Consider the following 14899-nt stretch of genomic DNA (forward strand, 5'->3'; position numbering starts at 1 on the left):
CGGTGCCTGGATGTGCCGAACCAGTCGACGCAGAACGGGACGCAGGTGCAGATCTACGACTGCTGGAGCGGGTCGAATCAGCAGTGGACCTATACCGATGCCGGTGAGCTGACGGTCTATTCGGGGTCCTCGCGCAAGTGTCTGGACGCCGAGGGCGCAGGGACGGCGAACGGGACCTTGGCGATCATCTGGGACTGCCACGGCGGGTCGAACCAGCGTTGGAATCTCAATGCGAACGGTTCGATCACCAACGTCCAGTCCGGGTTGTGTCTGGACGTGTCGGGCTACGGCACGGCGAACGGGTCGCTGGTCCACCTGTGGTCCTGCCACGGGGGCACCAACCAACAATGGACCCACGGATAAGCATCGAAGGACAGTGATCTCTCATGTCATGGCTCGACCGCACCGGCACCCGCCGCACGGTCCTGGCCACCGGAGCGGGAATGCTCGCAGCGTCGGCTGTGGGCATCCCCGCGACCGGGGCCCAGGCCCAGCAGACCTTCACCAATCCGGCGATCTGGCAGGACTTCGCCGACGTCGACGTCATCCGCGTCGGCGACACCTTCTACCTGTCGGCCTCCACGATGCACTACTCGCCGGGAGCCCCGGTGCTGCGCTCGTGGGACCTGGTCAACTGGGAGTTCGCCGGCCATTCGGTGCCCCGGCTCGACTTCGGGTCCAAATACGACCTGAACGGCGGACGCGGCTACGTCCGCGGCATCTGGGCCTCCTCGATCGGCTACCGCCCCAGCGAGGGCCGGTACTACTGGATCGGCCAGATCGACTTCGCGAGCACCTACGTCTACACCGCCCCGGCCGCCGAAGGACCGTGGACGCGGCACGCGCAGATCGGGCGGTCGTACTTCGACGCGGGCCTGCTGTTCGACGACGACGACGCCGTCTACGTCGCTTACGGCAACACCGAGATCCGCGTCGCCCAGCTCAACGCCGGAGCGACAGGTCAGATCCGCGACCAGGCGGTCTTCCAGACCCCGGACCCGCCGGGCGTGCTCGAGGGCTCCCGGTTCTACAAGATCGGCGGGAACTACTACATCTTCCTGACCCGCCCCGCCAACGGCCAGTACATCCTCAAATCGACCTCCGGGCCGTGGGGGCCGTACGAGATGCGCCAGGTGCTGCTGAACCTGCCCGGCCCGATCGACGGCGGCGGCGTGCCCCACCAGGGCGGCCTGGTCGACACCCCGAACGGGGACTGGTACTACATGGCCTTCACCGACGCCTATCCCGGCGGCCGGATGCCGACGCTCGCGCCGATCACGTGGAGCTGGGACGGATGGCCCCAGCTCCAGACCGTGAACGGCGCGTGGGGGAGGGAGTACCCCTTCCCGAACCTGACGCCGCGCCCGACCGAACCGCTGACCGGCGTCGACACCTTCGACGGGGCGGCCCTGGCGCCGAAGTGGGAGTGGAACCACAACCCCGACGACGGCCGCTGGTCGACCGGCGACGGGCTGCGTCTGCAGACCGCCACGGTCACGAACGACCTGTACTGGGCGCGGAACACGCTCACGCACCGGATCCAGGGGCCCACGTCGATGGCCACGGTCGAGCTCGACGTCTCGGGCATGGCGAACGGGGACCGGTCGGGGCTGGCGATGCTGCGCGACTCCTCGGCCTGGATCGGCGTCGAACGCGAGGGCGGCGCGAACCGCGTGGTCATGGTGAACGGCATCGAGATGGACTCCGACTGGAACACGATCTCGACCGGTACCGAAGCCGCCGCCACCGGCCTGTCCGGCGGCACGGTGTGGCTGCGCGTCGAGGCCGACATCCGGCCCGGCTCGGGCCGCCAGGCCCTGTTCTCCTACAGCGCCGACGGGACCGACTTCACCCGTCTGGGACCGGGCTTCACGCTGAAGAACGCCTGGCAGTTCTTCATGGGCTACCGCTTCGCCGTGTTCAACTACGCGACCCGGTCCCTCGGCGGCGCCGTGACCGTCAGAAGCTTCACCGTCGCCACGCCCGACGGATCGGGCTCGTCCTATCCGGAGCCCGGGGTGTCCTACCACATGGTGGCGCAGCACAGCGGGAAGGCGGCCGACATCGAGGGCGTCTCCACCGCGCCCGGGGCGACCCTGATCCAGTGGTCGGTCCACGGCGGAACGAACCAGCAGTTCGACTTCCTCGACTCCGGCGGAGGCTACTGGCGCATCCGGGCCCGGCACAGCGGCCTGGTGCTCCAAGTGTCCGGCAACGGCACCGGCGCCGACATCACCCAGCAGCCCGACACCGGCGCCGCGAGCCAGCAGTGGGAGGTCGTCGACCACGGCGGCGGCACGGTCAGCCTGGTCAACCGTGCCAGCGGCCTTGCGATGGACGTCTGGAACATCTCGACGGCCGACGGCGCCCGCATCTCGCAATGGAACTACACCGCCGGCGCTCACCAGCGCTTCGCGCTGCAACGCGCCTGAGACCGCCCCGTGAGGGGTGCCGCCGAGGCCGGGAGCCCGCGTCCCGAGCCGCGGCGACCGGCGGCCCGCCGTACCGAGGCGGGCCGCCGAAACCGGGCCGACCGACCCTCACCTCTCGGCCGGCCCGGCCGATCCATCGACTTCTGAGAAAGGAGGCCTCACCGATGAGACGGACACTCCATGCCGCTTTGACGGCGGCACTGCTGCTGCCGCTCGCCGTCGCCGTACTGTTCCCGACCGCGGCCAAGGCCGACAACCCGATCATCCAGACCGTCTACACCGCCGACCCGGCACCGCTGGTGCACGACGGTCGCGTCTACCTCTACACCGGACATGACGAGGACGGCTCGACATGGTTCGACATGCGAGAGTGGCGCGTCTGGTCGTCCGACGACATGGTGAACTGGACCGACCACGGATCCCCGATGAGCATCGAGACCTTCGCCTGGGCGAGGCAGGACGCCTGGGCGGGCCATACCGTCGAGCGGAACGGCAAGTTCTACTGGTACGTCCCGGTCGTCAACGACGCGACCGGCCGGATGGCGATCGGCGTAGGCGTCGCCGACAGCCCCACCGGCCCGTTCGAAGACGCCCTCGGCCACCCGCTGGTCGAGAACGGCGAGATCGACCCGGCGGTCTTCATCGACGACGACGGCCAGGCCTACCTGTACTGGGGCAACCCGAACCTGTGGTACGTCGAACTCAACGAGGACATGGTGTCCTATTCCGGCGGCGTGAACCAGATCCCGCTCACCACCGAGGGCTTCGGCGAGCGGACCGGCGACAGCGAGCGGCCGACCCTCTACGAGGAAGGACCCTGGGTCTACCAGCGCGACGGCCTGTACTACATGGTGTACGCCGCCGAATGCTGCTCCGAGCACATCGCCTATTCGACGGCGCCCGGGCCCACCGGGCCGTGGACGTACCGGGGCACGGTCATGCCCACCCAGGGAAGCAGCTTCACCAACCATCCCGGCATCATCGACTACAAGGGAGGGTCGTACTTCTTCTACCACAACGGTGCCCTGCCCGGAGGCGGCGGCTTCACCCGCTCGGTCGCCGTCGAGCAGTTCGAGTACAACGCCGACGGCACGATCCCGACCATCGACATGACCGCGGCCGGGGCGCCGCAGAACGGCGTGTTCGATCCCTACGTCCGCCAAGAGGCCGAGACGATCGCCTGGTCGAGCGGCATCGAGACCGAGCCTTCCAGCGAGGGCGGCATGAACATCGGTTGGATCGAGAACGGTGACTACATCAAGGTCGAAGGCGTCGACTTCGGTGCGGGCGCGGCGACGTTCAACGCGAGCGCGGCCTCGGCCGGCGGTGGCGGCACGGTCGAACTCCGCCTCGACGGCCCCGAGGGCGCGCTCGTCGGGAGCTGCGACGTTCCGGTCACGGGCGGCTGGCAGACCTGGCAGGCGGTGACCTGCCCGGTGAGCGGCGCGATCGGGAAGCACGACCTGTATCTGCGGTTCACCGGCGGCAGCGGGCACCTGTTCAACGTGGACTGGTGGCGGTTCGAGCCGTCCGGGAGCGGCGGCGGCACCGGCGGCGAGGTCCTCGGGCTCGGCGCCGAGAAATGCCTCGACGTGCCGGATCAGTCGATCGAGCCCGGCACCCAGGTGCGCCTCTGGGACTGCTCGGGCGGTCCCGGCCAGCAGTGGAGCTACACCCCGGCGGGGGAGTTGAGCGTCTACTCGGGCGGCGACCGGCGGTGCCTGGACGCTTCGGAAGGCGGGACCGGCGACGGCACCGAGGTCATCATCTGGACCTGCCACGGTGGCGACAACCAGCAGTGGGACATGCGCTCCGACGGCTCCATCGTCGGCGTGGCGTCGGGCCTGTGCCTGGACGTGTCCGGGGCCTCGACCGCCAACGGCGCCCTGGTCCAGCTGTGGACCTGCCACGGCGGGAGCAACCAGCGATGGGACCTGCGATGAGACGCGGCACCGCGCGGCGCCGAAAGCATCGGATCCGGGCGTGACGACTTCAATCGAGTGAGGGAAAGAGCGGGTAGTCCGGGTCACCGGACTACCCGCTCGATTTCGTCATGAGCGGTCGCGCCGCGCCGCTCGCGGCCTCACTCCAGTGCCCACTGCTGATTGGACCCGCCGTGGCAGGTCCACAGGATCACCTGGGTGCCGTTGGCGGTTCCCGCGCCGTCGGCGTCGAGGCACAGGCCGGACTGGACGCCGGTGATCGAGCCGTCGGCGTTCACCCGCCACTGCTGGTTGGCTCCGCCGTGGCAGTCCCAGATGTGCACCCGCGTGCCGGGATCGGTGCCGTAGCCCTCGGCGTCCAGGCACTTGCCCCCGTACACCCGCAACTCGCCGGCATCGGTGGAGGCCCACTGCTGGTTGGCCCTGCCGTGGCAGTCCCACAGCTGCACCGCCGCGCCGTTGCTCTGCGAGGCGCCGGAGACGTCCAGGCACTTCCCGGCGGCGACGTTCGCCACCTCGCCGCTCGGGCCGGGCTCGGGCGGCTCGAAGTCGCCGAGCTGGGTGAAGAAGTTCCATATTTCGCCCTTGACCCAGCTGTTGGCGCCGCTCTCGCAGCCGGTGCACCCGTCGACCGGCCCCTGCTGGTGCCCGCCGTCGAAGGCGGCCCAGACCACCGGATAGCCTTCCTGGCAGCCGGAATAGGCCGTGGTGATGTGGGTGCCGGAGCCCGAGGCGGGCTCGGGCGGGTTCTGCGGGGTGCAGCCGTTGTTGCCCACGAACCTGTCGCGCATCGCCCGCGCCTGGGGCATGCTGTCGGTGACGCCCTGGATGCCCATGTAGGCGACCGGTTGGCCGCCGCCGTTGCATCCGCTGACCGGTCCGGGGACGGCGATGGCCGCGACCGCGCGGAACTCGTTCGGCCGCGCGCACGCGAGCGCGTAACTCATGGCGCCGCCGTAGCTGAACCCCAGTGAGAAGCGCTGCGACTGGTCGACGCACAGGGTGCTCTCGATTCGCTGGATCATGGCGTCGATGAAGGCCACGTCCCTGCCGCCCGTGTCGGGCCAGGCGTTGTCGATGCCCTGGGGCGCGACGAAGATCGCGGTGCCGTTCGCCTGCGCTTTGAGCCCGTAGTGGGCGTAGACGGCGCCGTCGCTGCCGCCCCCGGCGACCTGCTCGGCGGTGCCGCCCCACCAGTGGAGCCCGAAGATCAGCCGGTGCGCGTAGGTGTTGTCGTAGTTGTCGGGGACATCCAGGATGAAGCTGCGGTTGGTGCCGTTGACATTGATGTTGTGCGTGCCGCTCGACAGGTTCGGCGAGGTGCCGCATCCGGCGCTCTCGTTCGTCTCCTGCGCGGAGGCGCCGTTCGCGGTCGCCACGACGGCGAACGCCGTGGCCGCGATCGCGATCAAGGCGAGGATCCTCGATCGTATGCGCCGCCGCGGTCGCGGCACTGTCCGGGAGTATTCGTCTGGAGGCATTGTGGACTCCTTTTCCTTGTCGAACTGGGTGTGACACCCCTGGCGGGGTGGTCTCAGGCGCGTTGCAGGTTGAACTGCTGGTTGGCATCGCCTGTGAGGGTCCATTGGGAGATGCGGGCGCCGTCGTCGGTCGAGGCCTCCCACACGTCCATGGCCAGGCCGCTGGCGCGGTTGACCAGGCTGATGGTGCCGGCGCCGTGGTCGACGAGCTCCCATTGCTGGGCGGCGACTCCGGTGTCGGCCTGCTGGGTGATGTCGGCGCCGGTGCCGTTGCCCGCCGTCTGGAGGACCAGGCCGGAGTGGCGGGCGCGGACGCGGTAGTAGCCGCCGGATTCGAGGAACTCGAACTGCTGGTTGGTTCCGCCGTTCGCCGTCCATTGGAGGAGCGCGGCCCCGGCTCTGGTGGAGGCGCCCTCGATGTCGGCGGCCTTGCCCGAATGCTGCGCCACCAAGCGGTAGAACATGCCCGGCTCCACCGGTCCACCGCTGGGGGCGGTCTCCGTGGGCCGCCTGGCCAGCGCCATCGCCTGGCCGAGGTCCGGAAGCGGCTTGAGCCGGTAGGTGTAGGCGTAGTCGCGGTTGGCGAACAGCTTGTACTGGTCGTGGGGTTGCGCGCCCCAGCTGTTGTCGCCGCCGACGCCCGTCTGCTTGTAGTTCAGCCGCAGCACGACTTCCCCGCGGGGGCGCAACTGGTAGTCGTGCCGGGTGCCGACCGAGAGGTCCTCGGGGGTGAAGTGGGACGCGTTCACCTCCAGCAGCGGCTCGCCGACCGCGAGGAGGCCGCGGCCGCCGCCGTCGACGAGGGCCGCCCAGCGGACGTCGGTCTTGTTGCCGTTCTCCTGGGGCCGGATGTAGCCGGTCCACTGGTCCGTCACCGTCGAGGAGTGGACGCCGACATCGGTGCCGTTGTTGCGGTCCCAGTGGTTCTCCTCAGGGCCGCGACCGTAGTAGCGCAGTTGCTCCAGGGCACTGGGCAGGAACAGGATCGTGCCGACCTCGGGGATGTACGGCAGGCTGCCCGAGCCCGGGTGCAACGTATTGTCCACTTTGATCTCACCGTTGCCGTAGACCGTGTAGACCGTGGTGTAGGTCGACTGCACGCTCGTCGGCAGCGTGCCCTCGACGGCGATCCGCACGGAGCGGTCGGAGGGCCGTTCGACGCCGAACTCGGTCACGGTCCGGTCGGCGCCCGCTCTTCGCCAGGTGCCGTTGCGGTTCGGGTGGCCGTTGCCGCGGTCGTTGTCGGTGGGCGCCCGCCAGAAGTTCGGGATCGGGCCGGAGTCCACCAGTCGCATGCCCATCGCCTCGTACGCGGTGATCACGCCGGTGCTCTTGGAGATCGTGACGGTGAAGTCGGCGCCGGTCACGGTGACGCCGTCGGCGGTCTCCGAGGCGGCCAGCGTCGGCACCTCCGGGAGCGGGATCGGCTCGACCGGCGGGCTGTCGAAGTCGACCGGAAGCTGCTGCGCCGCGACTTCGAATCCGGCGTCGGCCCACCGCGTGGCGGAGGTGAGCTTGAACGACAACCGCAGGAAGTGCTCTTCCCCCGGGGCCGGGTCGGCCGGGCGCTGGAAGGGCACCTGGATCGTCTTGTCCGACAGCGGAGGGACGTCGAGCTGCTCGGGGGTGAGGGTGCCGCTCTGGACGGCTTCGCCGTCGGCGAGCAGCGACCACTCGCCGTCGAATTCGCTCACGTTGGTGAACAGGTGCTCGTTGGCGATCCGGACGGCGCCCCCGGCGATGTCGGCGCCTGCGGAGACGTTGATCGCCTGGTAGATCCGCTTGACTTCGGCGGCCTTGCCGGTCGGCTCCCGCTCGGTCGAGACGATGCCGTTGGCGCAGAAGTTGCCGTCGTTGGGGTCGTCGCCCCAGTCGCCGCCGTAGGCGAGGTAGCTCGCCCCGCCGCCGAGCGGGACCGGCCACCGCAGGCTCTGGTCCGCGAAGTCCCAGATGAACCCGCCCTGCAGGACCGGGTACTCCCGGATGACGTCCCAGTACTCCTTGAAGTTGCCGTTGGAGTTGCCCATCCCGTGGGAGTACTCGATGAGGATGTACGGCCGCCTGTCCCCGGTGTCCAGGGCGCGGTCCCGGATGCCGGAGGGCGTGTTGTACATCTGCGAGCGGACATCGCTGACCTGGGGCCGGTTGTCGCCCTCGTATTGGATGACGCGCGTCGGGTCCGCCGAGCGGATCCAGTCGCGCATCGCGACGAAGTTGTCGCCTCCGCCGGCCTCGTTGCCGAGGGACCAGATGACGACCGAAGGGTGGTTCTTGTCGCGGTGGAGCATCTGCGCCGCCCGGTCGATCACGGGCGCGGTCCACGCCGGATCTGAGGCGGGGTAGTCGTCCCGGACGCCGTGGGTCTCGAGATTGGCCTCGTCGATGACGTAGAGGCCGTACTCGTCGGCGAGGTCGTACCAGTCGGGGTGGTTCGGGTAGTGCGCGGTGCGGACCGCGTTGATATTGAGCCGCTTCATCAACGCGATGTCGCGGACCATGTCCTCGCGGGTCAGCGCCTGCCCGTGGTCGGGGTCGTTCTCATGGCGGTTGGTGCCGCGCAGGGAGACCGGCCGCCCGTTGATCCGCATCAGACCGTCGACGATCGCGAATTCGCGGAAGCCGATCCGCGCCGACACGATCTGGACGGCCGTGCCCGACGGGTCGCGCAGCTGGAGCACCGCCGTGTACAGGTGCGGATGCTCGGCCGACCAGAGCCTCGGGCCTTGGACGGCCTTGGCGCCCTGGGCGGTCGCGTCCCGTCCGGGCTGGACCGATCCGATGTCCACCTGCGTTCGCAGCGGCTCGGACCAGACGGGCTGCCGGTCGTGGTCGTAGAGCTGCGTCTCGACCGTGTAGGTTCCCGAGTGTCCGCCTTCGCCGTTGCGGACGGCCGCCGTGACCGCGAGGTCCGCATTGGTGAAGCCGTCCCGCAGCGGGGTGTCGAGTTTGAAGTCGCGCAGGTGCACGGTCGGGAGGGTGTAGAGGAAGACCGGTCGGAAGATGCCCGAGAGCCGGATCATGTCCTGGTCTTCCATCCAGTCGCCGTCCGGGAAGCGATAGACCTCCACGGCGATGAGGTTGGTCCCCGCGTGGACATGGTCGGTGACGTCGAATTCGGACGGCGTGTACGAGCCCTCGCGGTAGCCGACCTTGGTGCCGTTGACCCACAGGTAGAAGCCGGACTTGACGCCTTCGAAATGGAGGAGGACGCGGCGGCCCTGCCAGGCGGACGGCAGCTCGAACGTGCGCCGGTACTGGCCGACCGGGTTGAACCGCGTCGGGGCGAACGGCGGCTGGGCGTTCTCGTGCTCGCCGTTGGCGCCCCACCACGGATAGGTGAAGTTGGTGTAGATCGGGAAGTCGTAGCCGTCGAGCTGCCAGTTGGACGGCACCTGGACGGTGGCCCAGGAGTCGTCGTCGAGGTCGGTCCGCCAGAAGTCGGTGTCGCGGTCGGACGGGCGGTCGACGTGCTGGAAGCGCCAGTCGCCGTCGAGACCGAGTCGGTGCGGCGAGTCGGTCCGGTCCGCGTTCAGCGCCTGTTGGAGGTCGGCGTACGGCATGAACGTGGCATGCGCCGGTTCCGCGCCCACCGCGAAGATCCCGATGTTGTTGTTCCACTCCGGGTAGCCGTTCGGCGGATCGGTCCACGCCGGTGCGGTCTCCCCGGTCTCGGGCGACGCGGCCTCTTCGGGTTCCGCCGCCGCGGGCGTCGCCGCCAAGGGAAGTGAAGCGCTCCCAAAAGCGGCGAGACCGCCTCCGAGGACCGTCCGGCGCTGCACCCGCCGGTCTTGTTCAGGTGGGTTGGGCATCGTCTGCTCCTAACCGGATCAGGTGTGCTGGAGGGTGAATCGCTGGTTGGGATCGGCGGTGTAGTGCCATTGGGAGATGCGGGCGCCGTCGTCGGCGGAGGCCGACCAGACGTCCATGGCCAGGCCGCTGGCGCGGTTGACCAGGCTGACGGTGCCGTCGCCGTGGTCGATGACCTCCCACTGCTGGGCGGCGACTCCGGTGTCGGCCTGTTGGGTGATGTCGGCGCCGGTGCCGTTGCCCGCCGTCTGGAGGACCAGGCCGGAGTGGCGGGCCCGAATCCGGTAGTGGCCGTCTCCGGAGTCGAGGAAGTCGAACTGCTGGTTGGTCCCGCCGTGGAGCGACCACTGGATCAGGGCCGCGCCGGCGGCGGTGGAGGCGCCCTCGATGTCGGCCGCCTTCCCCGAGTGCTGCGCCACCAGCCGGTAGTGCACGCCCGGCTCCACCACCGATCCCGTTCCGAGCGAGGTCGCCCGGTAGGTGCGACCGAATTGGGCGGCGAACTCGATCAGACCGGATTCGAGCTCCTCGGCCTGGACCGAATCGCCACTGCTCTCGTCGACCAGTTCGTAGTCGCCGGTGAACATGCGGCTGCGGACCTTGACGGTGCCGTCCCGGTCGGCCTCGAGGGTGAACTCGTCGATCCGGCCGCCGCTCCAAGTGGCGCCGACGGTGTAGCCGCCGCGCCCGCGCAGGCCCGCGACGTTCCCGGTCGGCCAGGCGGAGTGCAGCGCGGGCAGCAGATGCAGCTCGCCGCTGTGGCTTTGCAGCAGCATCTCGGCGATCCCCGAGGTTGCGCCGAAGTTGCCGTCGATCTGGAACGGCGGGTGCAGGTCGAACATGTTGGGCGCGAGCCGCTCGGGGGTCACGAGCAGACGGATCAGGTCGTGCGCCCTGGTGCCCTCCTCCATGCGCGCCCAGTAGTTGATCTTCCAGGCCAGCGACCAGCCGGTGCCCTCGTCGCCGCGCAGCTCCAAGGTGCGGCGGGCGGCCTCGAACAGCTCAGGGGTGCCGCGCTTGGTGATCTGGTTGCTCGGATGCAGGCCGTAGAGATGCGAGATGTGCCGGTGGTGCGGGTCGGTCTCGATCCAGTCGTGGAGGAACTCCATGATGTTGCCGCGCGAGCCGATCCGCATCGGGGTCAGCCGGTCCCGGGCGGACAGGACCTGGCCGCGGAAGTCCGCGTCGACGCCGAGGACCTCGCTGGCACCGGCGCAGCCGTCGAACAGGTCCCGCAGGATCTGGTTGTCCATGGTGGGCCCGGCGCACACGGTCGCATCCGGGTGGTGGAGCATTTCCGGCGAGTTCGACGGGTTGGTCACCAGTCGGCCCGAGTTCGGATCCTCGACCAGGGTCTCCAGGAAGAACTGGGCCGCGCCTTTCATCGCGGGGTAGTTCGCCTCCAAGAACTGGAGGTCGCCGGTGAACCGGTAGTGGTCCCAGATCATGGTGGCGAGCCATGCCCCGCCGGTCTGCCACATGCCCCACCTGGCGTCGTCGACCACTGAGGACCCGCGCCAGCCGTCGGTGTTGTGGTGCGTGACCCAGCCGCCGGCTCCGTACTGGACGTCGGCGGTTCGGGCACCGGTGACCGTGAGGTCGTCGATCATCTCGAACACCGGCTCGAAGCACTCGGACAGGTTCGTCGAGTCGGCCGGCCAGTAGTTCATCGGCAGGTTGGCGTTGAGGGTGTACTTCGACTCCCACGCCGGGGTCATCGAGTCGTTCCACAGGCCCTGCAGGTTGGCCGGCTGGGTGCCGGGCCGCGAGGAGGCGATGAGCAGGTACCGGCCGTATTGGAACAGCAGGGCCGAGAACTGCGGGTCGTTGACGGTGTCGTGCCGGGAGATGCGGACGTCGGTCGTCTGGTCCGCCGCGGGGGTGCGGCCGAGGTCGATGGTGGTGCGGTCGAACAGCTCCCGATAGTCGGCCACGTGCCGGGAGCGGAGGTCGTCGTACGGGGCGTCCGTCGCGGAGTCGAGGTGGCCCCAGGCGATCGCCTGGTAGTCCCCGTTCACGTTCTGGTAGTCGACATAGCTCGTCCCGATTGAGATCAGCAGGGTCACGGTGTCCGCGCCGGAGACCTGGAGCGTGCCGCCGGAGCTGGATGCGCTCCCGCCTTGGACGACGGCCCGCGCCAGCGCGAGGAACCTGACCGAGCCGGCGATGCCGCGGTGGTCGCCCGATTTCCCGTCGAGGGCGATGGTGCGGGAGTCGGGGCTGGACTTCGACGCGTTCTGCGGGGTGTCGAATGTGGCGGTGAACGAGATCCGGCCGGTGGTGTCGGTGCCGAGGCGCACGGCGATGACCTGGTCGGTGGCCGTGGCGATGACCTCGCGCTGGTAGCGCACCCCGTTCGCGAGGTAGCTGACGCCGGTGGTGGCGGTGGTCAGGTCGAGCCACCGCTCGTACTCGGAGCTCCCGCCGATGCCGGGGAAGGCGAGGTCGAGGTTGCCGACGGGCTGGTAGGCGAGCTGGCCGGCGGGCCTGCCGAGCATGGTCTGGTTGATGAGGTCCTGGGCCTGGCTCCACTGGTCGGCGAAGACCAGTTGGCGGATCTGCTGGAGGGCGTCGGCCCCGGCGGGGTTGCCGTAGTCGTGCGGCCCGCCGGCCCAGAGCGTGTCCTCGTTGAGTTGGAGGCGTTCGGTATCGGTGTTGCCGAACACCATCGCGCCGAGTCGGCCGTTGCCCACCGGCAGCGCGCGCAGCCAGTCCGAGCCGGCCGATTCGTCATACCACAGCGCCAGGTCGTCGGCGGCCTCCACTGCGGGAGGCGCGGCCGATGCGGTGCCGGGGGAGGAGGCCCATTGGAGTGGAAGCGCCGCGACTCCGGCCGCTCCGTACTTGAACAATCGCCTTCGCGGCAGCTCTGCCATGTCGATCCTCCGGGGAGGCCGCCAACGCGGCCGTCACGATTTGTATCGACGACAGTCTATAAAGATTAGATCTATAGAGTCAAGACTGCGAATATTTGCCTGTATTAAAGTACTCTCCGAGAAGGAGGCGAGGTGAAACATCAGATCTATGACGCGGCACCCCACCGGAGCGTCATCGTGCGAGCCGGTCGGTCCCCCGTCCGCTTCGGCGGACGATCCAGGCCTCGGTGATGTGGGTGAACATCGCTTCGGCGGCCCCGCTCGGGTCGTGGTCGGCGATGCGCTCGTAGATGCGGCGGTGCCCGCGATTGGACGCCACGCACAGGGCGCGCTCGGTCCGGCCCACGTACCGGGCGGTGCTGGCCGCCTGGCTCTGCAGCGATCGCACGACGGCTCGGGCGATGCGGTTGCCCGAGGCCCGCATGACGGTGTCGTGGAAGTCCCGATCGTGCTCGTGGTAGGACGCCGTGTCGTCGACGAGCCGGTCCATCTGGTCGACCAGCTCGCACAGGCGGTCGAGCACCTCCTGGTCGGCGACTCGGGCGGCGACGTTGGCCATGTCGGACTCCAGCAGGCGCCGGGTGACGACGAGGTCGTCGAGCACCGTCAGGCCCTCGTCCTCGTCGATGCTCGCACCGAGGACGAGTTCGTCGAGCATGTTCCACGACGCCGAGGGCAGCACCATGGTCCCCGTGCCCTGGCGGATCTGGACCAGCCCCTTCTCCTGCAGGCTCTTCACGGCCTCCCGGACGACGGTCCGGCTCACCGAGAACGCCTGGCACAGCGCCGGCTCGGGCGGCAGCGCGCTGTCCGCCGGGTACTGCCCGCGGACGATCCGCTGCACCAGTTCGGCGGTGACCGCCTTGGCCAGATTCGTCGGCCGGCTCGCCCACGCCGGGGGCACAGGATCGCCCGCGTCGGATTGCCGCAATGCCGCCATGTTCTCTCCGCTCGCCTTCCACCGCAGGCAGGAGTCCTGGCCCGCTCGGTCAGTATACGTCATTTCATTGACATCAGACGTCATACGAGTTATGTTCACGCTATACGGCAGCGGTCGGGCGACCGGCCACCCCTTGGGAGTGATCCGCAATGAAGCAGCGAGCACTATCGGCGATCGCCGTGATCACGGCACTGGCATCGGCCGGCTGCGGCAGCGCCGCCGACCCCGGCTCCGACTCCGGCGGCTCGGGCGACAAGCTCGTCGTCTGGGATTGGAAGTCCGGCGACGAGGCCGCGGCCTCCTACATCGAGCGGGCGAAGGCCGACTTCGCCGAGCGGCATCCGGACGTCGAAGTCGAGTTCGTGGCCCAGCCGTTCGACCAGTACTACAACCTGCTGGGGACGGCCATCCAGTCCGGTGAGGGCCCCGACGTCATGATGTTCAACGGCGGCGGCCAGCTCCGGGACCGCGTCGACGCCCTCCTCCCGCTCGACGACTACGTCGCCGACGACCGCGAGCGGCTCGCCGGCTGGGAGGCGTTCAGCCAGGACGGCCACGTCTACGCGGCGCCGGTGACCTTGCAGGGCCACCCGATCTACTACAACAAGGCCCTCTACGAGCAGGCCGGTCTCGATCCGGAGGCCCCGGCGACCACTTGGGACGACCTGGCCGACGACTGCGAGGCCATCACCGACGCCACCGGCGCGGCCTGCTTCGCCCAGGGCAACAAAGAGGGCTACGGCATCCAGTTCTGGCTCTCCGGGCTGGGCTCGGGCGTGCTCACCGACGCCGAGTACGAGGCCTGGATCGCCGGCGAGCGGGACTGGACCTCGCCGAACGTGAGACGGGTCTTCGAGCTGTGGCAGGAGGCGGGCGAGACGGGCCTGTTCAACGACGGCGCGAACTCGACGGCGATGTTCAACGACATGTTCGCGGTCTTCGAGTCCGGCGAAGCGGCTCATGTCATCGGCCTGATGTCCGATGTCGGCCACTGGAAGGAGTTCAACGAGTTCCTCGGCGCCGAGAACGTCGGCGTCATGCCGGCGCCGGTCGTCAATCCCGAGTCGGCCCCGAGCCTGCCCTACGACGGCGGCATCGGCTACGGCGTCGCCGAGTGGACCGACGACCCGGAGCTCGCCGCCGACCTGGTCCGGTCGCTGACCTCGTCCGGCGCGCTCGAGGCGTTCTACGCCGACGCCGGTGCGATCGCCTCCGACACCACCATCGACGCCTCCGACGCCGGCCCGGCCGCTTCGGCGATCGTCGCCCAGATTCCGGACGGCGAGCCCGCTCTGCACGTCGCACTGTCCTCCGAGACACTCGAGTTGCTGGGACGGCTCTCCCAGCAGCTCCTGAGCGGATCGATCACCGTAGACGACGCCCTCGGCCAACTGGCCGAGAACGACCAGGCGGACTGAGC

Annotated in this window: 8 protein-coding genes and 1 pseudogene; 5 read left to right on the forward strand and 4 right to left on the reverse strand. The window is 69.2% G+C overall.

Annotated features, from left to right (window positions below):
- The 4 genes and pseudogenes from YWW_RS30725 to YWW_RS30735 form a co-directional block, all read left to right on the forward strand.
- On the forward strand, window positions 1–363 hold a 363-nt coding region (locus YWW_RS30725), incomplete at its 5' end, for an RICIN domain-containing protein (protein WP_035704595.1).
- A gap of 23 nt (window positions 364–386) precedes the next feature.
- Window positions 387–1985, forward strand: a pseudogene (locus tag YWW_RS30730) (glycoside hydrolase family 43 protein); the annotation flags it as partial.
- Window positions 1986–2030: 45 nt separating this feature from the next.
- Entirely contained in the window at window positions 2031–2432 is a 402-nt protein-coding gene (locus tag YWW_RS38000) for an RICIN domain-containing protein (RefSeq protein WP_342673575.1), read from the forward strand.
- Between the two features lie 164 nt (window positions 2433–2596).
- On the forward strand, window positions 2597–4375 hold the full coding sequence (locus YWW_RS30735) for a family 43 glycosylhydrolase (protein ID WP_081687480.1): 1779 nt from the start codon (window positions 2597–2599) through the stop codon (window positions 4373–4375).
- Between the two features lie 140 nt (window positions 4376–4515).
- Here the strand turns inward: YWW_RS30735 and YWW_RS0115105 are convergent, their stop codons facing one another.
- The 4 genes from YWW_RS0115105 to YWW_RS0115120 form a co-directional block, all read right to left on the reverse strand.
- On the reverse strand, window positions 4516–5856 hold the full coding sequence (locus YWW_RS0115105) for an RICIN domain-containing protein (RefSeq protein ID WP_051325870.1): 1341 nt from the start codon (window positions 5854–5856) through the stop codon (window positions 4516–4518).
- A gap of 53 nt (window positions 5857–5909) precedes the next feature.
- Window positions 5910–9665, reverse strand: coding sequence for a beta-galactosidase, LacZ type (gene lacZ, locus YWW_RS0115110; RefSeq protein ID WP_026930760.1), 3756 nt, complete (start codon window positions 9663–9665; stop codon window positions 5910–5912).
- An 18-nt stretch (window positions 9666–9683) separates the two neighbouring features.
- Complete coding sequence (locus YWW_RS0115115; RefSeq protein ID WP_026930761.1) at window positions 9684–12539, reverse strand: glycosyl hydrolase family 95 catalytic domain-containing protein; 2856 nt, start codon at window positions 12537–12539, stop codon at window positions 9684–9686.
- A 172-nt stretch (window positions 12540–12711) separates the two neighbouring features.
- On the reverse strand, window positions 12712–13479 hold the full coding sequence (locus YWW_RS0115120) for an FCD domain-containing protein (protein WP_081687481.1): 768 nt from the start codon (window positions 13477–13479) through the stop codon (window positions 12712–12714).
- A gap of 149 nt (window positions 13480–13628) precedes the next feature.
- Between YWW_RS0115120 and YWW_RS0115125 the strand changes: the two genes are divergently transcribed.
- The gene (locus YWW_RS0115125; protein WP_026930763.1) at window positions 13629–14897 is read left to right on the forward strand and encodes an ABC transporter substrate-binding protein; all 1269 of its coding nucleotides are present in this window, start codon (window positions 13629–13631) and stop codon (window positions 14895–14897) included.
- Window positions 14898–14899: the final 2 nt, after the last annotated feature.

It is taken from the genome of Glycomyces tenuis DSM 44171, assembly GCF_000427885.1.
Classification (GTDB): domain Bacteria; phylum Actinomycetota; class Actinomycetes; order Mycobacteriales; family Micromonosporaceae; genus Glycomyces; species Glycomyces tenuis.

Bases quoted from the DNA above. Each gene is read 5' to 3' on its own strand.
- YWW_RS38000 (WP_342673575.1), top strand. From the start codon at position 2,031: ATGGTGGCGCAGCACAGCGGGAAGGCGGCCGACATCGAGGGCGTCTCC.
- YWW_RS30735 (WP_081687480.1), top strand. From the start codon at position 2,597: ATGAGACGGACACTCCATGCCGCTTTGACGGCGGCACTGCTGCTGCCG.
- YWW_RS0115105 (WP_051325870.1), bottom strand. From the start codon at position 5,856: ATGCCTCCAGACGAATACTCCCGGACAGTGCCGCGACCGCGGCGGCGC.
- lacZ (WP_026930760.1), bottom strand. From the start codon at position 9,665: ATGCCCAACCCACCTGAACAAGACCGGCGGGTGCAGCGCCGGACGGTC.
- YWW_RS0115115 (WP_026930761.1), bottom strand. From the start codon at position 12,539: ATGGCAGAGCTGCCGCGAAGGCGATTGTTCAAGTACGGAGCGGCCGGA.
- YWW_RS0115120 (WP_081687481.1), bottom strand. From the start codon at position 13,479: ATGGCGGCATTGCGGCAATCCGACGCGGGCGATCCTGTGCCCCCGGCG.
- YWW_RS0115125 (WP_026930763.1), top strand. From the start codon at position 13,629: ATGAAGCAGCGAGCACTATCGGCGATCGCCGTGATCACGGCACTGGCA.